Below are 19,140 nucleotides of genomic sequence, written 5' to 3'. Positions count from 1 at the left end.
AGCCAGATTTATAAGACCTAATTTCGTTTTGATTAACTTAGATTCTGTTCTCATTTTTCTGACAGTTTAAAGGGTTTGACTTTAGATAGTTTGCACTTCTAAGTTAACCCAACTGTCAGATTAAGTCGGAACTACTACACTTTAAAAATTGTTTTTCCCCCAGGCTGCCAGAAGTTGACATCTTCGGGGTTTATTCCTTTTAGATAATTGAACCATTCGGTGTCAGTAACTCCTAGATAGAAATCCACAACTTTTACATTTACTGTTACTAATAACCGTTACTGTCCCCATCAATTCACTACTGCCTTGCTTGATTTGAGCAAATTATTTCCTATTGATGGGATTCTAGTAGATTTAACCGTTTTTGCAACAAAGCAATTCGCTCGTCCTTTTCGCTTAGCAATTGTTCGTAGAGTTTTTTAATTGTGCCTAATAGCTCTTCATTCGATTTGAACGAGGAGTATATGTTATTGATGACTCCAGAATTATCGTTAAATGTATTTGATATGATGGCAAAAATCTTCTCCTCATCAAATTGTTTAATGGCCTCTGGCGTTACTTTTAGCGCCTTAGCCAAGGGCTCCAGCAAGTCGGCGTCGATTTCTTCCATTGCTTCCAGGTGCGATACTTTTTTTTGATTCCAGTCGGCACCCAGCATTGATGCTAGTGTTTCCTGCTTCATGTCCCACATGTCGCGGAAGCGTTTCACATTTCTGCCTTGATGTGGCTTTGTCTCTTTTTTTAAGAAATCTTTCTCTTTCATATCAACAAATATATAAATAACGGCAAGCTTTTGCGAGTATAAATTATCTTGAAAAAGGAGGATAAAATATCCTATTGCACTGTGGCCAGTTTCAGTATGCGGGCCGTCCTTGGTGGGACACAAAATCCCAAAATCATGACTGAAATCAAATCCACGGGGCAACTTCCCGCTTTTTTGACTGACGAGGTGCTTGACAAGCTTGTTCGTCTTCTTGACACCGCCTCGGCCGACGAAATTCGCGAAACCATTCTTGAGCTCTATCACATCTACATTATGCGCGAACATAATGCACTGAGCATTAACTTTTCGGAGATGGCGCACCATGTGCACCTGCTCACTGATTTTCTGAAGACCATTGATCGCGCTATGCAAGCCAAGCTTCCACCTGCTGGCTGCGGTTCGAAAATTTCTGGGTGAAAATCAAGGATTTACGAGTTGCCAGAGTCAAACGATATAAATTTCCTGAAAACAAATTTCACCGTCGTCCGTCAGCAGATAGTTTCCATTGTTGTCGTGAAGCGTACGGTTCATATCAATCACGATAACCACAAATGCGTTCGTTTTCTTGTAAATCAGTTCTTCAAAACAGGCGATATACATTTCAACAGACATTCGGGCATCATAAGGCGCTTTCAGTTGCTTAAGGTGCATCTGGCCGTCGTTATAAAACACGGTGGCCTTCAAAATTTCGGGTTGCATAATTCTGTAGGATTTAAAGATTGGATAAAATTGTTCTGTACTTTGAAAATTTAGAAAGTAGGAGAGCCGTCGCGCCGGCCCTCCATGCTTTCTCACAACGTGTCAGGCGCTTTTTACAACACCAGCTCTTTCGTGGTGGTGTTGCCGGGCCTGTCCGTTGCCACCACCACCACCTTGTCGCCAATGCGGTCGGCGTTTTCCACGGTTGCCACATACTCCCACACGCCCGACTCGGGTTGCAACACAGCGCTACCTTTCTCCACGCTGCTGCCGTCGGCATTCAGAATTTCCACCATCACAGTCTTCACCTCAAGTTCGTCGTCGGCCTCGATAAAGATTTTGCTTCCAACGGTTCCGGCATAGGCCGTCACGTCAATCGCGGTGATCTTTGGTGAACCAAAAAAATCGGCCATGGCCAAGGTGCGTGCATTAACAAAGCCCTTGCGCTTGGCTGCCGCCTGATAGAGGGCCTTGTTTGCAGGGTTCTTCAAATGCGACTTCACAAAAACTGCGGCTTGGCTAAAGCGGCTGCGTGCCGCCTGTTGCTTTTCCGTGCCTTCGCCTCTATCACCTGTTGGTGCAATGGTGGCAATGGTGTTTCCATTAACCTTTTTGAAAACCAGAAACTTTCCCAGCTTTCCTCTAAACCCATCAACGATGGGGTTTCCTTCTGACTTACTCATTTTCGTAACGTTTTAAATTTTTAAAATAACTACTACACATTTTTCAGATCTGGTTCGGGCAAACATTGTTAACATTCTCGCGCTTGTTGCCCAAACGTGCATGCATAGCAACCGCCCTTACCAAATCGATGCCAAACTTCAATCTTCGTTTTTTGTAAATTCTGTCGTACAACCCCCAACGATGGGGGTATATCAAGCCGACGATATTTCGTCGGGCCAACGATATTTCGTCGGCTACAGACTGGCGTTGACGTAACAAGCCTGATATCTTCCTTTTCTAAAAAGGTAGATTCTATAAGAAAACATGAATTTGAAAAGTGAGTTTTTCCGCGTCGTATGACTGTCGTTAGATCGTCGTTAGACCGTCGTTAGACGGAGCGTCATTCAACGACCGTTTTTCGCCTGCCTATCTTGTCATTCCATTCAAAAAAAACACTGCAAGCTCTGCAGTGCGGGCGCGTAAGATTGCGTGCTCCCCGGACAAACGTCCGCAGTAAAAAAAAATCTTACCTGCAAGGGCATCGGGTAACCATAAGTAATCGTATTACTCTTCCTTCTGGAATTTCGGTGTACGAGACTGACTAGAAAGTAAAATGAAGCCGCTGTGATTGGCGTAGGTAATCGAATATAATGAGGTTGTAAATACTGTTTATTCAGTCCCCATTAACTGTAATAAACTCGGTGGAAGCATTAAAACTCAACAAATGCCTAGAGTTTTGTTTGCGGGACTTTGATAGTGAAGGTAGAGCCTTTCCGGTCTTCGCTTTCAACATCGATGCTGCCTCCGTTTTTTTCGATTAGTTGAACGCAAATCATGAGGCCAAGGCCTGTCCCTTTTTCCTCGCTGGTGCCAAGGCGTTGATTTTCCTTTCGAAACTTAAAGAGGTTTTCTTTCAGCTGGGGCGGAATTCCTATCCCTGTGTCTCGTATGGCAATAATAGTTTCTCCATCCCCCTCATAGGTGTCGATGTAAATGGCGCCCGATGCTGGTGTGAATTTTATTGCATTTCCAAGGATGTTTCGGATAACAATTTTCAATTGATACATGTCTGAATAGGCCTTGTGGCTTCGTCTTGTAAAACGAACGTCAAGCGCCTTTTTTTCGATAGCAGATTTCCAGAATAGCAATGTCTTGTCGATCAGTTCATCGACGATGTGAATCTTCGGGTTACTAACCAATCCGTCCATTTGAGTCTGAGACCATTGTAGCAAATTGTCTAATGTGCCGGAGACGGTTTTGAAGGCTTCCGCCAGCTGGACAAATAATTCCTGCCGTTGCTGATCGTCTATTTCGGCACTGCTCAATAGTTCCAAAACGCCGTGCAGACTTGCAAAGGGCGCACGCATGTCGTGGCTGATGATAGAAAAGAGTTTGGCCTTGGTTTGGTTTGCCTCGTTCAGTTCGCGGTTTTGTTGCTCTATCTTTTTATTGGTGAGCATCAATTGAGTGTTAAGTTTCAATTTCTGTCGGTGACGCGAATAGAGCACCAGCATAATAATTAGAAAAGACGTGGCAACAATGAATGTCATGGTGAATTGCAGCCTTGATTGTTTGAGCTCGGCCGACTGAATGGCGTTTTTTTTCTCTAGCTGTGCCTGCGCCAGCTCGTTTTCGCTCAGGTGTATGTAGTTTATCTGCTTTTCTTTTTCTTCATTAAAGACGCTGTCCTTATACGCCTTCATCAGTTGAGACATTTCAAAGGCTTCCTTGTAAGACTTTTTGTGAGCATATAGGTTCGACAGGATTTCGGTTGCATGAATGATGTCCCACTTGGCATGCATCTTCTTTGCCAGCGAAAGTCCTTTCAGGGCCATCGCGATACCCTCTTCATATTTCCCTTGTCCGTCTCGAATCTTGGCCAGTCCCACCAGTGCCAGGGATTCTTCCCAGTCATTTTTGTAGGGCTTGTATGCCAGGGCTCTGTTGAAGTATAGTTCTGCTTCTTTGTCATTTTTTAAGTGATGAAGAATCATTCCAATTCTGTTCATACTCATTAGCAGCACTCTTTGGAAACCGATTTCACCACTTTGCGCATAGGCCAGTTTCACATAGATCAGCGCGCTGTCGTATTGTCCGCTTTCATCAAAGGCAAGCCCGATGTTGAAGTTGTTGATGCACTGCCTGTCTTTATTGTTAATTAATTTTGCATGTGCTACGCCCTTCTTGTGATATTCAATGGCCTTGTCATAGCGATGCTGTGTTTGATAGATCAAGCCGATGTAATTGTAGCATGATGATAGCCCGAAGTGATCTCCATTCTTTTCAAAAGTTCTAAGCGGCATTGTGAATAGTGGTAGTGCCTGGTCATAGTCTCCCTTCACGTAGTAGGCGACTCCCGCCCAGAGAGTATTGCTGGCGTTCTCTTTTTCAAACTGCTGCCCGTTTGACAGGCGGATCGCTTCCCCAAAATAGTGGAGTGCAGAATCCGGATTTTCATAGACAAGGGCCTGACCTTTTTTAGAGATGGCATTGATGGTTGCCGTGTCGGCGATGCTTTTTTCATGTGCGGGTTGTGCTGCCCCGTTAAAACAAAGATGCAGCAACACCACCATATACAGGCACGATCTTGTTTTCATAATGAGTTGATAATTCGTTGTTGCATTGATGCTCCTATGATTGATTCAATGCAAGAATTTCCCAAAATAGGCACTTTTAGTAGTATATGTGCCAATGGCGTCTTTAAAATATCATGTCAGTTGGGCCCATGTAAAGTGAAATGCATCAGGATTCAGTTTCCGTTTTGGAAAAACAGTCTCGTTGAAGAGTAGCCCACCAGGTTTGTCAGGCAAACAGTTGAACCCCGTTACATTTTCTTCCTGACCTAATCATCCCGGAAACAAATTTCATGCTGCAGGAAAATTATCCGGGAGACGTCGCACAAGTATAGATTGGTCCTTAGTTGTTCTCCCAAAACGTCTCATTGATAAGATGCGACCAGTCAATCGGTTCTCGCTAATCCAACTTGGCACCTGCTTTAAGGTAACAATCCCGAGTGTAGCTACTCAGGGGAGCTTACGGGTGTGGTTATACAGGGTTAGCAAATGCTGCCTGTTGTCTAATTATTTTCCCTTTTAAATTGAAATAGCGTAACTTAAAGCAGTTCCCAAAGCCCACCCCCCCACCCCTATGAATTTTAGTGGCCTTAAGCTACGCGGTAAGTTCCTGACTGGCGTTGTTTTCCTGGTTGTTCTCTTGATCATTATCGATGTGGTGATTACAAGAGATAATAACAGAACCATTCAAACCAACCGTTTTCTTCAGAAGCAGGCCGAGCAGGTGAAAGTTAATGTTTCACAATTTGCTATCGTAATCATTCACAATTTGGATCTGGGATTGCGGGGATATGCTTTGTTCGGTAAAGAGAAGTACCTGTATCCGTATAACGTTGCATTGAAAGACAAAGACTCTGTCATAGCTGTGGTTGAGAAAATTCTGGCGGAACAAAACTATCCGCTGCAGGAATTTCATCAGCTGAGTGATTCACTAAATGCTTATGCATCATTTTGCACGCATCTGAAAGCGTTGTATGACAACAATAAAAAAGATGAGTTCCTCCGGTTGGGCGATCAGGACAGAGGATATGATTTATGGTTGCAATACGAAGTGTTTGCACGAAAGGTTTATGCGTTTGAAGATCAAATTAACGAGACCGCCACCGCAAAATATAATGCGGCCATTAACAAAAACTACGTGGTTCAAATCGTTCTCTTTTTGATCTGTGTGCCTGCATTGCTGATTATGGCGAGGCATACGCTACGAAAGTTCGCTATCGCGGAAGACCTGAAAACGTTGGCTCTGGAAAAAGCTCAGCTACTGGCAGATCAAAATGCTACACTTGAAGAAATGGTTCGGGTGAGAACGGAAGAAATCTATCTACAAAACCAGGAACTACAACATCGGAACAATGAGGTTGCCACTCAAAACGAGGAACTGACTGCCCAGCAGGAAGAGATCACATCTCAGCGCGATCAGCTGGCAACGCAAAATGAAATGCTGAGCGAAGCCAAGAGAATTATCGAGTCAAAGAATAAAGAGATTGAGCACAAAAATGATATTCTCGAACAACAAGTTGAAGAGCGGACCAAACACCTTTTGGAGTATAATCAGCAGCTTGAACAATTTACTTTTATTTCCGCTCACAATCTGAGGGCACCGGTTGCACGTATTTTAGGTTTGGGTGGCATTTTGAGGTATGCGAATTCTGAAGAAGAGAAGATGATCATAGACAAATTAATTTCCACAACTACTGAATTAGATACCGTTGTGAAAGATCTGAATGACATTTTGGTTTTAAGAAAAGATAACATCTCTATACTCTCCGAAATAGACTTCGGGGAGGAATTGGAATTAATTAAAATGGATTTGGAAAAGGAAATGATTGAAACGGGAGCCATCCTTGATTATGACTTTTCAAGAGCTCCCGGAATTCGCACAATCAAATCTTACCTGGATAGCATCCTCATTAACCTGATCAGTAACGCCATTAAATATCGGCATCCGGGCAGAAGTCCCTTAATTCAGGTCAGATCAGATCTCGTTGATTCTTACGTTTGTCTGACTGTGAGCGATAATGGTTTGGGAATGGATTTGTCTTTATATAAAGAAAAACTATTTACGCTATATGGTCGCTTCCATAATCACGTGGAAGGCAAAGGGATGGGGTTATATCTTGTGATGACTCAGGTTGTAGCTTTGGGAGGTAAAATTGAAGTGGAAAGCGAAGTAGATCGCGGAACAACTTTTAAAATTTTATTAAAAGATTAATTCGCTCACCTCGCGTGTCTTGGTTTGAAGGGTAGTGAGCAGAATGACGAGGATCAAACTCGTCATTCCCGTTTGATAAACTACCTTTGATGGTGTGAAGCAAGTTATCCGGATATTTTCAATGATTGGATAAGCCCCTCGTTGATTTCAAAATAAAATTTCAGTAGTGCGGGACTGCCCGGAAATGTGCCTGATACGTTGGCTGATAAAATGCCCTTGTTATCCGTTTGTGTATAGTCAACAGGTTGCATTACAGATTTGTATTTTTCATTAGCTTCGGCAATCCACTGTTGAACTTCCTTTCTTCCGGTATGCGTTTTACCTTCATCATACGCTACACCCGTTTCAGAAAAAAGATTGGCATACGCCTCGCTGTCAAAGTTGTTTTGCGCTTTGATCAATTCTTGTACTACGTTTGGTAATTTCATGTTGTTTTTTTGTTTAGTTGTTATTTATTGATAATGATTAAATGGTTGCAATGGTGCCACCGTCGACCACATACTCTGTTCCGGTGAGGTAGTTAGCTTTTGGAGAAACCAGAAAACCGATGAACTCTGCGATCTCTGCGGGGTATGCCGGCCGGCCAAACGGAATGCCTCCCAGCGCGTTCATAACACTCTGAGTAGCTTCTTCGATGGTGATTTTAGCATTTTCTGCAATTCGCTCGAGGAATCCGGTATTGGTGGTGGTGGCTATCCAACCTGGTGAAACGGTTAATACCCGGACACCTTTTGGAGAAACTTCCTTGGAGAGGCCTTTGCTATAATTGATCAAGCCTGCTTTTGCAGCCGCATAAGGCAAGGTAGATTCGTGCAGCGGCAACCTGCCTTGAATTGACGCAACGTGAATGATGACGCCGGTTTTGCGTGCTAACATTTGAGGTAGGAAACCTCTGTCTAGCCGGACTGACGCAATTAAGTTTGTTTGAATAGTTTTCTCCCAATTTTCGTCTGTGATGGCTGCAAAACCACCTGCTGGTGTATCTGAGCCACCCATGTTGTTTATCAAAATGTCTACGTGACCGAATTTTGACTGAACCTCTTTAATCACTTTGTCTGTACCCGTTGCAGTGCTTAAGTCTGCAGAAATGAAGTGCATGTTGCCATGCTCTTCAGGTTTGCCTCGGGCTATGATAATAACTTTTGCGCCTGCTTTCTCCAAGCGATTTGCAATTGCTTTTCCCAGGCCCTTTGTTCCACCCGTTACCAAGGCGATTTGGCCAGCTAACTCATTGCTAAAATGATTTTCCATTTTTTTAGTCGTTTTTAATTTATTCGAGATTATATGGGCAAAAGTGGCGTGTATGATCAGTTAGCACAAGTAGGGATATTTTAATTGCATAGGGATAATTTTATCCCCTATGCAACTTTGCAGGCATTAGGTTATTTTTGATCTATGAAAAACAGAAAAATTCCATTGAATTTGAATTGCGGACTAGACCTGGTTGGCGAAGTGCTGTATGGCAAATGGAAAATGCGCCTGTTGTGGTTTATTAAACAAGGTCACAAGCGCCCGAGCGAATTGCAGCGCCAAATTCCAGATGCTTCACGAAGGGTATTAAATGTTCAATTGAAGGAACTGGAAGATCACGCGTTGATTTCTAAAGTTGTTTACCCTGTTGTTCCACCCAAAGTTGAATATAGCCTTACTGAATTTGGTGAAAGTTTGATACCGGTAATAGGTGCGATTGGCGAATGGGGCGATCGCAATGAGGCGCGGTTGCGCTCGCTAATTTTGGCTAAGCCAGTGCTGGATGGTGAAGCATAAGTGCTGGAAGAAACATGGCGAAATATCCTCGCGCTATCGCATCGTGGAGAAGAAACAGGGACAACTTCTGATGCTTTACCTGCCTCGTTTTTTCGTGGACAGGTTGACTTACTATTCATTCTGCGCTATCTTAGCAAGACGTTTACACACTAGCGTGTAGCCTCTAAAAACGTTTTTTACATTCACCTTTGTCAGAATATTTCTTAGCCATGAAAAAATTATCGGAACTGAATCTGAACGAGCTCACCAGCCGAAGAATCATGTTAAAAAGCTGTCTCATTGCATTTGTAGTCCTGGGGGTGCTGGCGTGTTTGGTGCTGCTATTTCTCAAAGCCAAGCCCGTATCATTCATTTCTGTAATGGTGCTGCCGATGACGTGGCTGCCCCTGTGGATCTCGTTGAAATCGATTAATGAGGAAATCAAGTCCCGTAATGCTGAAAAGGTGAGCAGTTGAGAATCAATTCAAATCCACCATGGACTCCGATTGTCTGCACTGTGATTATCCGTTAGCAGAAATTATTGCACCACATGCGGAAACAAGGGAAGTGCGCATGGCTAATCATCAATTCGGGAGCTGGAATAACTAATAACTGCGAAAAACGAAAAGGAGTTATTTGAACGCGTCATTTAAGTTTATGGCAGTAGATAATCTTCAGATATTAGACATCATCGAAGTAATGGAAGCCTTCCTGGAAAGAAAGCGACCACCAGAGCACATTCGGCCATCGCTTGACGTTGGATATAAAATTGAGCAGCAAAGTATATTTATCCATCAGATTAGGCCGGTTTGGAATGATGCTGCTAAGATCATTTACCCTGAGGTAGCGAAAGCTACTTTCGTAAAAACGAAAAATCATTGGAAGGTTTTTTGGCTTCGGTCCAACTTGAAATGGTATGCCTACGATCCCAAGCCAACAGTTAAAACGCTCAAAGAATTTGTAAAATTAGTTGAAGAGGATAGACATGCCCTTTTTTGGGGATAGCGAACAATTGGTTAACAGTTGGTTAAATGAAAATCCAATACTGCTCTGCTTACCTCCGGAATTCTCAGTCAACAAAAATGCCTCGGGCCAAAATGCACGATGAACAAAAGCATCCGTAGTGACGGATCTTTGGTTTCCAGTCCTTCAAATTTGACGCCATTAAACAAGTTTAATTCATTCGTTTTAATCGCTCCCTTGCTTTGCTGGTAAAGTAAAATGAACAACGCGCAAGCACCAAGTATTACATGATTTTGCGCGAATAGCCATCGCCCGATCTCTGCAGGAAGGATCCTTTAGATTAAAATTTTTTTGTGAACCAGACTTGACATTTTACACGCTTAATTTTTTTTTAGCGAAAAAATTGGAAAGAGATATAGCCAATGTCTCTATCCGTGGAGCCTATTAACTAATATTTACACTATTAATTAATAAAATTTTTTTTACTATGTATTCTGTTAATTGTTTCGTTCAACAATCAAAGACGGGAATGGGTTTCCTGTCTTTTTTATTTCTGGTCGTTTTTATCGTTTCTCCTTTCCTACTCATTGCCCAAGCCTCAACGAAGGAGGCAAGCCTTACGGCAAAACTTGTTAACATTGAAGCAGCAGTACATGAAACATTTCGGTATAACGCCACCCTTCGGAATGGCACATCTCAGGCATATGTTTATGAATTGAAGGCTGGCGTTCCGGAAGGATGGAACGTAGTATTTCGCGCCCGGGGGAGCCAGATAACTTCGCTCAATATGGATGGCAACAAAGGCGAAGAGATCACCATTGAAATAATTCCCTCCTATAGTGCGGCGCCTTCAAAGTATAAAATCCCAGTGACAGCAACGGCCGGTGGTGATACGTTGAAACTTGAGCTGGAGGCAGTCGTGAGGGGATCGTACGGCCTTGCATTGAACACCCCTACAGGGCGGTTAAGTGATAATATTACGGAAGGGCGACAAAAGGAGATCCACTTGGTAGTCAGCAATACGGGCACATTGCCTTTGAATGATATTTCCTTGTCGGCAGAGACTCCACCGAAATGGGACGCTACTTTCGAGCCCGCTAAAGTCGAGCAACTCTTGCCTGGCAAAACGGTTGATGTACTAGCCAAACTATCGGTACCGGATAAAACCCTGGCGGGTGACTATGTAACAACGTTCAATGTGAGAAATGCCAACAGCAACGCGCAAACTGTTTTCAGGATGACGGTAAAGACATCCATGTTATCGGGGTGGATCGGAATTCTTGTTATTTTATCGGCAATTGCTCTGGTTGTATACCTTATTCGCAAATACGGCAGAAGATAAGACCGATGGAAAATCCTATCATAGAATTGAGGGGTTTAACAAAGTGTTACGGCTCCGTCAAGGCTGTTGATGATTTGAATCTCAACATTCAGAAGGGAGAAATCTTTGGCTTGCTTGGCCCCAATGGCGCCGGAAAGACAACGACCATCTTAATGATGCTGGGACTCACAGACCCTACTTCCGGAACGGCTCATGTGTGTGGCTACAATGCCACTACTAGCCCCATTCCTGTAAAACGAAAAATTGGCTACATGCCCGATAGCCTCGGCTTTTATGATGGCATGACGGCGCTTGAAAACCTCATATATATCGGTGAGTTAAATGGAATTTCAGATTCGGAAATTAAGGACCGTGCCCGAAACGTGATGCGAATGGTGGGCCTTGAGAATGAGATCGACAAAAAAACGTCGACTTACTCACGCGGCATGAAGCAACGACTCGGACTAGCCGATGTGCTCATCAAACAGCCCGATGTTTTGATTCTGGATGAGCCAACGTTGGGCATTGATCCAAGCGGTGTTAAAGAATTCCTTGGGCTTATTCGACGATTGAGTCGGCAGCAAGGGCTTACCGTTCTGCTTTCTTCTCACCATCTGCACCACGTACAACAAGTTTGTGATCGTGTGGGCATTTTCGTCAAAGGCAAACTCCTGGTTGAAGGGAATATGGATACGCTATCCAAAAATCTTTTTGAAGAGAAAGCCTTTGAGGTCTCGGTGTTGCTTCGAAACAGTTTAGCTCTTCCGTGGGAGTATGAATCCGAGTTTCTCCAATTGAACGGAATAAAACAGGTAGCTGTCGATGGCCAGCAAATCGCGGTAACATCCAGCCACGACAATACACCCGAGATCGTGAAATTTTTTGTTTTGAAGGGATATGAAGTGGTGGGCGTACAACGGAAAGAACATGCCCTTGATGACATCTATCAAAAATATTTTGAAAAAAGTCTAAATTTATAAAGCTGGTCAGCATGAGTAATTTTGTAGTCTCGTTCAAGAGAAACATAACTGAAAATACCGATGAGCCCCGGTCAAATCCATTTTGGGTAATGGTCCGCAGGGAGATTGCCAGTCACATCCGTAGTTGGCGATTTGTCTTGCTGCTGGGTTTGGTTGCTTTAACTTTTTTTGGGTCAATTTATGTGTCCTTTGGTAATATAGGCGACGCTGTCAATGACGTTAAAGATCCCGATCACTTGTTTGTATACCTCAAATTGTTGACAACAACGGATGGCAACTTACCGGCCTTTCACGTGCTCTTAAGTTTCTTAGGACCATTATTGGGTATCAGCCTTGGTTTTGATGCTATAAATGCTGAAAAGCAAAATGGAACGCTCATACGAATCTTGGCGCAGCCCGTTTACCGAGACAATCTTTTGTTATCAAAATTTACGGGTTCCTTAGTTCTGGTGGGCGCGCTCTTCCTTGTGCTTACGCTCATCATGGTTGGCACGGGCCTGTTTGTTACAGGGGTGCTGATAGAGGCAGAAGAGGCACTGCGGATTTTGAGCTTCGCAATCGTCTGTGTTATGTATATCGGGTTTTGGCTAAGCCTTTCCATCCTACTATCGATCGCTTTCGCACAGGCTGCTACATCGGCACTAGCAGCTATTGGAATTTGGTTATTTCTGACTGTGTTTTATCAGATTGGAATTAGCATGGTGGTGAAAGCGCTAGTTCCCGCTTCGCCAGTACTTTCTGAAACCGATATTCTCAGCTACAATGAGCTTTTGTTCCGTTTATTTCGGCTGGCTCCAAGCCAACTTTTTGCGGATGCTACTACAACTTTGTTGATGCCATCCGTTCGGAGTCTGGGACTGATCACTATGGAACAAATGGCTGGGGCTATACCCTCACCTTTATCATACAAGGAAAGCGTCATGATAGTCTGGCCGCAGATTAGTGGTCTAATTGCCGCTACGGTCGCTTGCTTCGCCCTCTCATATTATCTGTTTATGCGAAGAGAAGTGAGGAGCTAATCTTGCAGGAAATCGATTAATCACGTCAACACAATTGCACAAATCGGCATGCTGGGTCTGATTGTGCAAATGTTTTTTTATCGGCAAGCCTTGAGAGAGCGGCTGGAAATTACTAACGAAACATGGTTTAACGCCATGGCGGACTTGCCTTTTCCTGCATCAACAAGTCACTTACTAGCGGCGGAACATGCTATGCGAATCATAAACTGCCGTTTGCTTTAATGATTCAGCAGAGTCAACATATTTCTTGACGAATTCTGAAGTGGCCTGTTTGCGTAATGCTGGAGAATCATAGAGTTTAGAACAATTCCATCTCATTTGATTAAGACCTATGTCAAACAAAATCTACCGGAATCGGAAGTCTTACCGTTTTATTTCTTAGCTTTTAAGATACAAATACCCCGCTGATGGAAAGTGCCGCACCTGAAAATTCAACGAACCTTGTATTAGCCCTAGTTGACGGTTTTAAATCGCTTTCTTCAGTTTCTCATTCGTCCTTTTGATAAATCCCTCCTTATCCTTTTTCACATCTTTGAGAAATGCTTTATGCTGATCGGATAAAACAAAATATTTCTCTCCCCAAAAATAGATCTCCATTAATATGGGCAACATGTCGATTCCCTTTTGTGTGAGTTTGTAAAGGACTTTGGCTTTGCTATCCGGGTGCTCCAACCTGGTAATTATTCCTGTTGCTTCCAATGTTTCCAGCCGCGATGCCAAAATGTTGGTGGCGATTTTTTCTTCGGATTTCAAAAAATCGCCATAGGTGCATTGCTTGGCATACATCAAGTCGCGAATAATCAACAATGACCATTTATCCCCCCAGATGTCCAGCGAGCTACTGACGGGGCATCCAGATCTTTTTTTTATATCAGCCATAAAATATTTTCAATAGCACTTGCATTGTGCAAGTGATTTAATGCATCTTGCACTTGCGTTTTGCAAGTGCAAATATACTACTCTACTGGTTAACATTGAATAATTCACTATGTCAGCAAACTTCTCAAATTCCGAAATAAAGTTTGGCGCCATCAACGGATTGCAACTGACTTTCAGGCAATTTGGCAGGGCGCTATTCCGGTATGACGACATCAGCTTTGCTGTTGAGAACTGGCTCCCACTTTTACGCAAGCTCCTTCTATGCAACATATTATCATTACCGATACGGGGCACGCCTTGCAGCACCAGCACCCTAAGCTGATTGCCGGTTCTATCCACCTGTTTCTTTCCTAATTATAAAAAACACGTAAACAAAACTGATTATGATTTTCACCACACAAAAAGTGAACTCGGGCTATTGGAAAGTGACTTTCAATAATGCTCCTATCAATATGTTTGATACTGAATTCTCGAAACAATTGATTGTATTGATGGATGAACTGGAGGCAGATGAAAACCTGAAGGTGGTTGTATTTGAAAGTGCCAACCCCAATTTTTTTGTTGCCCACGTAGAGCTGCTGAACGTAAACGAATTTCCAAAAGGTATGGGCAGAACAGGGCTTTCGATGTCATGGCCGGACATAGCCAGACGTTTGGAACAAGCCCCCTTCGTGAGTATTGCGTCCATCCGGGGAAGAGCGCGAGGGTTGGGTAGTGAATTTGCTCAGGCTTTTGATATGCGATTTGCCAGCAAAGAGAAAGCCTTCTTTGCGCAGGTAGAGATTGGGATTGGTGCATTTCCAGGTGGGGGCGGATTAGAGCGGCTACATTTGCTCACCGGAAAGGCGAGGGCGTTGGAAATTATTTTAAGCGGAGACGATTATGATGCTGAAACAGCCGCATTCTATGGATGGGTGAACAGGGCTATCCCCGATGCGACGCTTGATTCATTTGTGGATGCACTTGCTAAACGAATTGCAGGCTTTGATAAAAAAGCCATTGCATCTATTAAAGAAATAATGAATCTGAGGGCACCACTTCCAACTAATGAACAGATCCTTGACACTCAAGCAAAATTCTTTGCGGCATTGCAATGGCCGGAAGCAGGACAGCGCATCAAAAAGCTCTTTGAGAAGGGCTTGCAGCAGCATGGCGATCTGGAATTGAACCTTGGGAAGAGAGTTTCGGAGTAAATTTATGTTATGAAAGCATTTACGATCAATACATACGGCAAGAACCAGGCAGTAGCAAAAACAGAGATAGCTGTACCCACCATTAACGATGATGAAGTGCTGGTGGAAGTACATGCTGCCAGCATCAATCAATTGGATGTGAAAGTGAAAAGCGGTGAGTTCAAATTACTGATGCCTTACAAACTTCCTTTAGTGTTGGGTTATGACGTTTCGGGCGTGGTCACTAACGCAGGTGCTCGTGTCGATCACTTCAAGGTGGGTGATGAGGTTTTTGCGAGGGCAGCAAAGCCGGGAGCCTTTGCGGAATACATTGCCGTCAACCAGCGCGACATAGCCCTGAAGCCAGCAAATATTTCCATGGAAGAAGCTGCTGCTCTTCCGCTGGTAGCACTCACAGTGTGGCAGGCTTTTGTTGAAAAAGCAAAACTGCAAAAGGGACAAAAGGTATTTATTCAGGCCGGATCCGGTGGAGTAGGAACGATAGCCATACAGCTGGCAAAACACATCGGCGCCACTGTTGCCACCACAACAAGCGTTGCTAATGCTCACCTTGTGAAGAGCCTTGGCGCTGATGTGGTGATCGATTATAAAACACAGGATTTCGAAACAATATTGAAAGATTATGATCTCGTTTTAAACAGCCAGGATGCAAACACACTTGAAAAATCATTACGGATAGTAAAGCCTGGCGGAAAGGTTATCTCCATTTCCGGTCCTCCCGATGTCACCTTTGCGAAGGAAATCGGTTTGTCTTGGATTATGAGAACGCTTATTTCTTTGTTAAGTCGAAAGATCATGAAACAGGCGAAGCGTCTTAACGTGGCATACTCCTTTTTGTTTATGCAAGCGAATGGAAAACAGTTGTCTGAAGTTGGTGAATTGATTGAAAGCGGGAGTATTAGCCCGATCATTGACAAAGTGTTTTCATTTGATCAAACCAACGAAGCCATGCTGTACGTGCAGAGTGGTCGGGCACGAGGGAAAGTTGTTCTTAAGGTAAAGTAACTGACTCGGTAGGACTTTGTCTTTCCCGGGTGTGATTGTTACTTAAGTAGTTACAGTGCTTGCTGTAATAAAAATCGGACGACTGCTTAAACCTGTTATTTTGATGGCCTGAAAAGGTAAATACGATAGTATCATTAATTGAGAGGATGATAAAGGAATAAATAAAATAATAAAAGGTCTTCCTACCTCCGTGCCAGCACCCATCGAGGGATGAGGTAATTATGCCGTTTATAAACATTCGCGTATTCTCAAATGCCATATTTACCTGTTAAGGCTTTTAGTGCTATGCTTTTAGCAAAGAGGGGTGTTTCTTCCTGATTGTGTAAATCAGATGCAGACTGCCTTGCCGCTGCAGCCTGCGCCAACGTGATGTTATGTTCCCGGATAAAAGCCAGAAATTCGGGAGTGGCTGTAGCATGAATTTCATTGGTGTATTCGCAAGTGTGCTCGTCAATCTTTGTCGCTTTAAGCTCCCAAAGTACCTGAACTTTGCTGCGACCATTTTTTCCAATCACATCGGATTGTGAAAGCATGCGGCAATAATGTGGTCCGTGCTCGGTAGCCACGTAATGCTGGATTACCAACGCATCACCAATCATCTCTACATTGATGGACATCGGCTGCCCCTCATAAGTGCTGGTTACTCCCGCAGCGATATGGTTGACGGAGCATTTCTGGTATTCCGCATCGGGAAGGTTCAATAGCCAGTCAGCGATGTCTACTTTTTCTATTGGTGCGTTAATAATTGCTTTTGCCACAGCATGGGATAAAGCATTGGCCTGAGTTTGTTGGATTTCCATAATCTGTTTCTTTTTTTTGTTTGACAAGTCAAAGGTGCAACAGATTGCTTAATCGTCTAAACTCATTTTTTCTATATAGTTAATCGTTAAAACCGATTATGCTGTAACTTGCGTTTTATGGAACTAAGGCAATTAAAGTATTTCATCAAGGCCGCTGAGCTACAAAACTTCACCAATGCCGCTGAGGCTTTGTTCATTACTCAAAGCACATTATCGCAACAGATCAAACAGCTGGAGGATGAGCTTGGGCTTCCCTTGTTTAACCGGATTGCAAAGCGTGTCCGCCTGACGGATGCAGGTAGTACTTTCTTGCCGTATGCAATAAAGACGGTGAAGGACGCTGAAAACGGACGGGATTTGCTGCGGGATCAGATGGGTTTGAAAACAGGCTCTTTGACCATTGGCCTCACCTATGGACTAGCGGAACTACTTGCCAAGGCCATTGCCGACTTCAGTGCGCAATATCCAGCGATTAAACTGACCATTAATTTTGGCACAACGCAAGAGTTGTTGCAGGAGATGGAGCTCGGTAAACTGGATATGATGCTTTCTTTTTACGAACAGAAAGAAAACTACATGCTGATCACAGATCACCTTTTTTCTTCCCGACTTTCCCTGATTGTGAAATCCAGTGATCCGATAGTTAAAAGAAAATCGGTAAGCCTGAAGGAACTCATCACCCTTCCCCTTATATTACCATCGGGTGGGTACAGTATCCGCAATTACTTTGATAAGATCCTGCGTGATCAAGATCTTGTCCTTAGGCCAAACATGGAGGTCAACGATATTCACACCTTATTGCAACTTGTACGCTTTGGACGTTGGGTTACCGTACTGATGAGCTCAACGGTCGTTAATCATCCCAAGTTAAAAGCCGTAAGACTTACGGGAGCCGGTATGATCCGACAGGCAACGATTACCTGGCCTAAAGACGCTTACCGGAAAAAGGCTGCATCATTATTAGCAGAGTCTTTGAAGCAGCATGCTTTCGCCTATGATGACCATGCCCACAAATGAGCACGTTTCAACGTGGAGGTTAAATATCTCCATTTATTAATGCTTCCCTTTGCATGTGCGTAGCTCTTGCAAATTATTTGTAAAGCCATTTTTTGATTATTCGTGTATAATTAGGCATCAGCAAATAAACCATGATGAAAACAACACTCCCAGAAACAAAGAATGAGCTGAGAAATTTGTTTTCCGGAATATGTACCATTTTTAAAATGGGAAGGATTATCAGCGGGACAACAATGGATAATGGATAAATGGCCGACCATGTTACTAAATACTGTTTCCAGCGCACGGGGACTTTCTGCTTTTCATTATCGCCAGGAAAAAGAAAATCCAGGCCGGATCGAATAAAATAGTTATCGTCTTTCGCGAAGAGTGGCTTAGCTTTTTCAATAAGATCTCTCCGCTCCTTTGACTCCATCCAGGCGCTCAGGTTTTCAATAGTATCAAATCGAATGATGACGGTATAATTGAAAGTTAAATCGGGAATAGGGCGAATGATTTGCCAGTCGATGTAGCCAGGAGCATTTCTACATAGTGGAGCAATTTTATTTAACCAGTCTTCATACTGATTTTGCTTCCCGTCTACGATGTGGTGATTGATTACCACGGATGCACCTTGCTGTTCCATAAAGATATTGTTTCTGGGTTCTAATGTTGTCATCGAAGTTGTTCCTAAAGTTAGCACATAAGCTTTGTTGCGCAGAGGGCTAATTTGAAAATTCCGACCCCATTGACCACTTTGTTGCAGGACAGCTTGTCCAGCTAAAGTTCGCTAAAGGATTGAACTTCGTCTAGCTTTCGAAGCCCTTGATTGTTTAGACTTGTTTCTGCTCAAATGGTGGTGGAATTTTCCCTTGCTATAATGTTCAAAAGCCCACCCCCTAAAAAGTCGTGAAATAGTCCGTGCGAATTGTCCCGACTATGGAGGTAATCATAAAATGTGCCCTCTGACTCTTTTCCATTTTCCAGATAATAAGCAATAAAGTGGTTCGGAAAGAATTCAAATTTCCCAATGCTCACTTTGCATGTATAAAAATTCGGTCCGCGATAAGAAGATGATTGTCCGAAGTAGTCGCCCGTCCACTCCCCCTCATATAAACGTCTAATTGTCTCGCCTATATAGGCGGTCAGCTTGCATTCTATTTCAGATTTAGATGTTTCATTGGTGAAGCGGTGTTTGTCCAAGAATTTGTCAATTTCAGATTCCAGACTTTGCAGCGAAAAGTCGAACGAGAACCCCTCCGCAGAAGCTGTTTTTGCAAAGTGATTCGCTGCCTCAATAGGGTTATCTGTTGATCTCATAAATTCAC

At 43.4% G+C, this 19,140-nt stretch carries 21 protein-coding genes; 11 read left to right on the top strand and 10 right to left on the bottom strand.

Going from position 1 to position 19,140, the window contains the following annotated elements; translation table 11 throughout:
- Window positions 1–331 precede the first annotated feature (331 nt).
- Window positions 332–763 (bottom strand): helix-turn-helix domain-containing protein, encoded by a 432-nt coding sequence (locus JI741_RS05880; RefSeq protein ID WP_202008061.1) that lies wholly within the window; start codon window positions 761–763, stop codon window positions 332–334.
- A gap of 135 nt (window positions 764–898) precedes the next feature.
- On the opposite strand from JI741_RS05880, the gene JI741_RS05875 reads away from it, so the two are divergent.
- The gene (locus tag JI741_RS05875; protein WP_202008060.1) at window positions 899–1,180 is read left to right on the top strand and encodes a hypothetical protein; all 282 of its coding nucleotides are present in this window, start codon (window positions 899–901) and stop codon (window positions 1,178–1,180) included.
- Between the two features lie 27 nt (window positions 1,181–1,207).
- Here JI741_RS05875 and JI741_RS05870 read toward each other — a convergent pair whose 3' ends face one another.
- From JI741_RS05870 to JI741_RS05860, 3 genes are all read right to left on the bottom strand, one after another.
- Window positions 1,208–1,462 (bottom strand): hypothetical protein, encoded by a 255-nt coding sequence (locus JI741_RS05870; RefSeq protein WP_202008059.1) that lies wholly within the window; start codon window positions 1,460–1,462, stop codon window positions 1,208–1,210.
- A 113-nt stretch (window positions 1,463–1,575) separates the two neighbouring features.
- Window positions 1,576–2,145, bottom strand: a complete 570-nt coding sequence (locus JI741_RS05865; protein ID WP_202008058.1) for a hypothetical protein — start codon at window positions 2,143–2,145, stop codon at window positions 1,576–1,578.
- Between the two features lie 708 nt (window positions 2,146–2,853).
- On the bottom strand, window positions 2,854–4,722 hold the full coding sequence (locus tag JI741_RS05860; protein WP_202008057.1) for a tetratricopeptide repeat-containing sensor histidine kinase: 1,869 nt from the start codon (window positions 4,720–4,722) through the stop codon (window positions 2,854–2,856).
- A 550-nt stretch (window positions 4,723–5,272) separates the two neighbouring features.
- On the opposite strand from JI741_RS05860, the gene JI741_RS05855 reads away from it, so the two are divergent.
- Window positions 5,273–6,910, top strand: coding sequence for an ATP-binding protein (locus JI741_RS05855; RefSeq protein ID WP_202008056.1), 1,638 nt, complete (start codon window positions 5,273–5,275; stop codon window positions 6,908–6,910).
- 104 nt (window positions 6,911–7,014) lie between these two features.
- Here JI741_RS05855 and JI741_RS05850 read toward each other — a convergent pair whose 3' ends face one another.
- Together JI741_RS05850 and JI741_RS05845 are read right to left on the bottom strand one after the other, a co-directional pair.
- Entirely contained in the window at window positions 7,015–7,338 is a 324-nt protein-coding gene (locus JI741_RS05850; protein WP_202008055.1) for a nuclear transport factor 2 family protein, read from the bottom strand.
- 37 nt (window positions 7,339–7,375) lie between these two features.
- The gene (locus JI741_RS05845; protein WP_202008054.1) at window positions 7,376–8,161 is read right to left on the bottom strand and encodes an SDR family oxidoreductase; all 786 of its coding nucleotides are present in this window, start codon (window positions 8,159–8,161) and stop codon (window positions 7,376–7,378) included.
- Window positions 8,162–8,305: 144 nt separating this feature from the next.
- Here JI741_RS05845 and JI741_RS05840 point away from each other — a divergent pair, with 144 nt between their 5' ends.
- From JI741_RS05840 to JI741_RS05815, 6 genes are all read left to right on the top strand, one after another.
- Window positions 8,306–8,677 carry a winged helix-turn-helix transcriptional regulator gene (locus JI741_RS05840; RefSeq protein WP_202008053.1) on the top strand — a complete coding sequence of 124 codons (372 nt, stop codon included), beginning with the start codon at window positions 8,306–8,308 and terminating at the stop codon, window positions 8,675–8,677.
- 209 nt (window positions 8,678–8,886) lie between these two features.
- Complete coding sequence (locus tag JI741_RS05835; RefSeq protein WP_202008052.1) at window positions 8,887–9,132, top strand: hypothetical protein; 246 nt, start codon at window positions 8,887–8,889, stop codon at window positions 9,130–9,132.
- 181 nt (window positions 9,133–9,313) lie between these two features.
- On the top strand, window positions 9,314–9,661 hold the full coding sequence (locus tag JI741_RS05830) for a DUF3024 domain-containing protein (protein ID WP_202008051.1): 348 nt from the start codon (window positions 9,314–9,316) through the stop codon (window positions 9,659–9,661).
- Between the two features lie 445 nt (window positions 9,662–10,106).
- Entirely contained in the window at window positions 10,107–10,961 is an 855-nt protein-coding gene (locus JI741_RS05825; protein ID WP_202008050.1) for a COG1470 family protein, read from the top strand.
- A 5-nt stretch (window positions 10,962–10,966) separates the two neighbouring features.
- On the top strand, window positions 10,967–11,920 hold the full coding sequence (locus tag JI741_RS05820; RefSeq protein ID WP_202008049.1) for an ABC transporter ATP-binding protein: 954 nt from the start codon (window positions 10,967–10,969) through the stop codon (window positions 11,918–11,920).
- Window positions 11,921–11,931: 11 nt separating this feature from the next.
- Window positions 11,932–12,939: an ABC transporter permease gene (locus JI741_RS05815; RefSeq protein WP_202008048.1), complete on the top strand. Its 1,008-nt coding sequence runs from the start codon at window positions 11,932–11,934 to the stop codon at window positions 12,937–12,939.
- 465 nt (window positions 12,940–13,404) lie between these two features.
- On the opposite strand, the gene JI741_RS05810 is transcribed toward JI741_RS05815, so the two are convergent.
- The gene (locus JI741_RS05810) at window positions 13,405–13,818 is read right to left on the bottom strand and encodes a winged helix-turn-helix transcriptional regulator (protein ID WP_202008047.1); all 414 of its coding nucleotides are present in this window, start codon (window positions 13,816–13,818) and stop codon (window positions 13,405–13,407) included.
- A 383-nt stretch (window positions 13,819–14,201) separates the two neighbouring features.
- Here JI741_RS05810 and JI741_RS05805 point away from each other — a divergent pair, with 383 nt between their 5' ends.
- Together JI741_RS05805 and JI741_RS05800 are read left to right on the top strand one after the other, a co-directional pair.
- The gene (locus JI741_RS05805; RefSeq protein ID WP_202008046.1) at window positions 14,202–15,011 is read left to right on the top strand and encodes an enoyl-CoA hydratase/isomerase family protein; all 810 of its coding nucleotides are present in this window, start codon (window positions 14,202–14,204) and stop codon (window positions 15,009–15,011) included.
- Between the two features lie 9 nt (window positions 15,012–15,020).
- Window positions 15,021–16,016, top strand: coding sequence for an NADP-dependent oxidoreductase (locus JI741_RS05800; protein ID WP_202008045.1), 996 nt, complete (start codon window positions 15,021–15,023; stop codon window positions 16,014–16,016).
- A 248-nt stretch (window positions 16,017–16,264) separates the two neighbouring features.
- Here the strand turns inward: JI741_RS05800 and JI741_RS05795 are convergent, their stop codons facing one another.
- Window positions 16,265–16,816 (bottom strand): hypothetical protein, encoded by a 552-nt coding sequence (locus JI741_RS05795; protein ID WP_202008044.1) that lies wholly within the window; start codon window positions 16,814–16,816, stop codon window positions 16,265–16,267.
- A 117-nt stretch (window positions 16,817–16,933) separates the two neighbouring features.
- On the opposite strand from JI741_RS05795, the gene JI741_RS05790 reads away from it, so the two are divergent.
- A complete protein-coding gene (locus JI741_RS05790) occupies window positions 16,934–17,833 on the top strand; it encodes a LysR substrate-binding domain-containing protein (protein WP_202008043.1) in 900 nt (299 codons plus the stop codon).
- A 73-nt stretch (window positions 17,834–17,906) separates the two neighbouring features.
- On the opposite strand, the gene JI741_RS05785 is transcribed toward JI741_RS05790, so the two are convergent.
- Both JI741_RS05785 and JI741_RS05780 read right to left on the bottom strand, forming a co-directional pair.
- A complete protein-coding gene (locus JI741_RS05785) occupies window positions 17,907–18,458 on the bottom strand; it encodes a putative antibiotic biosynthesis monooxygenase (protein ID WP_202008042.1) in 552 nt (183 codons plus the stop codon).
- 203 nt (window positions 18,459–18,661) lie between these two features.
- Window positions 18,662–19,132 carry a hypothetical protein gene (locus JI741_RS05780; protein WP_202008041.1) on the bottom strand — a complete coding sequence of 157 codons (471 nt, stop codon included), beginning with the start codon at window positions 19,130–19,132 and terminating at the stop codon, window positions 18,662–18,664.
- Window positions 19,133–19,140 lie beyond the last annotated feature (8 nt).

Source organism: Chryseolinea lacunae, assembly GCF_016735595.1.
GTDB lineage: Bacteria > Bacteroidota > Bacteroidia > Cytophagales > Cyclobacteriaceae > Chryseolinea > Chryseolinea lacunae.
Note: the sequence above shows the minus strand (reverse complement) of the source record. Positions and strands in the feature narration are given on the sequence as shown.

Excerpts from the sequence above, each read along its gene's own strand:
- JI741_RS05880 (WP_202008061.1), bottom strand. The coding sequence starts at position 763 with ATGAAAGAGAAAGATTTCTTAAAAAAAGAGACAAAGCCACATCAAGGC.
- JI741_RS05875 (WP_202008060.1), top strand. The coding sequence starts at position 899 with ATGACTGAAATCAAATCCACGGGGCAACTTCCCGCTTTTTTGACTGAC.
- JI741_RS05870 (WP_202008059.1), bottom strand. The coding sequence starts at position 1,462 with ATGCAACCCGAAATTTTGAAGGCCACCGTGTTTTATAACGACGGCCAG.
- JI741_RS05865 (WP_202008058.1), bottom strand. The coding sequence starts at position 2,145 with ATGAGTAAGTCAGAAGGAAACCCCATCGTTGATGGGTTTAGAGGAAAG.
- JI741_RS05860 (WP_202008057.1), bottom strand. The coding sequence starts at position 4,722 with ATGAAAACAAGATCGTGCCTGTATATGGTGGTGTTGCTGCATCTTTGT.
- JI741_RS05855 (WP_202008056.1), top strand. The coding sequence starts at position 5,273 with ATGAATTTTAGTGGCCTTAAGCTACGCGGTAAGTTCCTGACTGGCGTT.
- JI741_RS05850 (WP_202008055.1), bottom strand. The coding sequence starts at position 7,338 with ATGAAATTACCAAACGTAGTACAAGAATTGATCAAAGCGCAAAACAAC.
- JI741_RS05845 (WP_202008054.1), bottom strand. The coding sequence starts at position 8,161 with ATGGAAAATCATTTTAGCAATGAGTTAGCTGGCCAAATCGCCTTGGTA.
- JI741_RS05840 (WP_202008053.1), top strand. The coding sequence starts at position 8,306 with ATGAAAAACAGAAAAATTCCATTGAATTTGAATTGCGGACTAGACCTG.
- JI741_RS05835 (WP_202008052.1), top strand. The coding sequence starts at position 8,887 with ATGAAAAAATTATCGGAACTGAATCTGAACGAGCTCACCAGCCGAAGA.
- JI741_RS05830 (WP_202008051.1), top strand. The coding sequence starts at position 9,314 with ATGGCAGTAGATAATCTTCAGATATTAGACATCATCGAAGTAATGGAA.
- JI741_RS05825 (WP_202008050.1), top strand. The coding sequence starts at position 10,107 with ATGTATTCTGTTAATTGTTTCGTTCAACAATCAAAGACGGGAATGGGT.
- JI741_RS05820 (WP_202008049.1), top strand. The coding sequence starts at position 10,967 with ATGGAAAATCCTATCATAGAATTGAGGGGTTTAACAAAGTGTTACGGC.
- JI741_RS05815 (WP_202008048.1), top strand. The coding sequence starts at position 11,932 with ATGAGTAATTTTGTAGTCTCGTTCAAGAGAAACATAACTGAAAATACC.
- JI741_RS05810 (WP_202008047.1), bottom strand. The coding sequence starts at position 13,818 with ATGGCTGATATAAAAAAAAGATCTGGATGCCCCGTCAGTAGCTCGCTG.
- JI741_RS05805 (WP_202008046.1), top strand. The coding sequence starts at position 14,202 with ATGATTTTCACCACACAAAAAGTGAACTCGGGCTATTGGAAAGTGACT.
- JI741_RS05800 (WP_202008045.1), top strand. The coding sequence starts at position 15,021 with ATGAAAGCATTTACGATCAATACATACGGCAAGAACCAGGCAGTAGCA.
- JI741_RS05795 (WP_202008044.1), bottom strand. The coding sequence starts at position 16,816 with ATGGAAATCCAACAAACTCAGGCCAATGCTTTATCCCATGCTGTGGCA.
- JI741_RS05790 (WP_202008043.1), top strand. The coding sequence starts at position 16,934 with ATGGAACTAAGGCAATTAAAGTATTTCATCAAGGCCGCTGAGCTACAA.
- JI741_RS05785 (WP_202008042.1), bottom strand. The coding sequence starts at position 18,458 with ATGGAACAGCAAGGTGCATCCGTGGTAATCAATCACCACATCGTAGAC.
- JI741_RS05780 (WP_202008041.1), bottom strand. The coding sequence starts at position 19,132 with ATGAGATCAACAGATAACCCTATTGAGGCAGCGAATCACTTTGCAAAA.